The organism is Mesorhizobium sp. M2A.F.Ca.ET.037.01.1.1 (assembly GCF_003998075.1).
GTDB lineage: Bacteria > Pseudomonadota > Alphaproteobacteria > Rhizobiales > Rhizobiaceae > Mesorhizobium.
Window position 1 is genome coordinate 1 of the sequence record NZ_RZSA01001634.1, and the last position, 701, is coordinate 701.

The 701-nt window shown below is 62.9% G+C and carries 1 protein-coding gene; it reads right to left on the reverse strand.

The window, feature by feature from the left end:
* Positions 1–230: 230 nt before the first annotated feature.
* Positions 231–701 (reverse strand): transposase (locus EOA27_RS38875; RefSeq protein WP_189562396.1); only part of this gene is annotated, 471 nt, incomplete at its 5' end.

Sequence of the window (701 nt, forward strand, 5' to 3'; positions counted from 1 at the left end):
TCGGAAGGACGGTCAGCTGCAGGTTTTCCAGCGAATTGATGACCTGATGACCGCGCCGCACAGCCGCACACCTGATTACTGATCGAGCAACGTTGGCCCATATCGGGAAGACCGACGCTGTGCCGTATCCCTCCGGTGAGGCGGTCACCGGACGGTTACGCGATCGTGTCCCGTGGCGTGGTGTAGCTGACGGCATTGGTCGCCGTGCTTTCCGGCATTGGCCGGGCTGATCAGCGCGCCACGGCTGGCAGGCTGATCAGGGGATCATCGCTCATCTGGCTGATCGTTTCCAGCGTCATGTATCTGGCCCGCTGCACGGCCCATTCATCGTTCTGTTCGAGCAGGAGCGCGCCGACGAGGCGCACGATGGCGTCGTCGTTGGGGAAGATGCCAACGACCTCTGTGCGTCGCTTGATCTCGCCGTTGAGACGCTCGATGGGATTTGTCGAGTGGAACTTGGCGCGATGCTCCTTCGGGAAGGTCATGTAGGCGAGCACATCAGGCTCGGCATCGTCCATGATCCTAGCCAGCTTCGGCACCTTCGGCCGGATCTGGTCGGCGACTGCGCGCCATTGCAGGCTCGCTGCCTCGGCCGTCTCCTGAGCGAAAGCGGTTGCGATGAAGGCCGAGACGACCCTGCGGCCGCTCTTGCCGGCATGGGCCAGCACATTCCTCATGAAGTGGACGCGACAGCGCTGCCA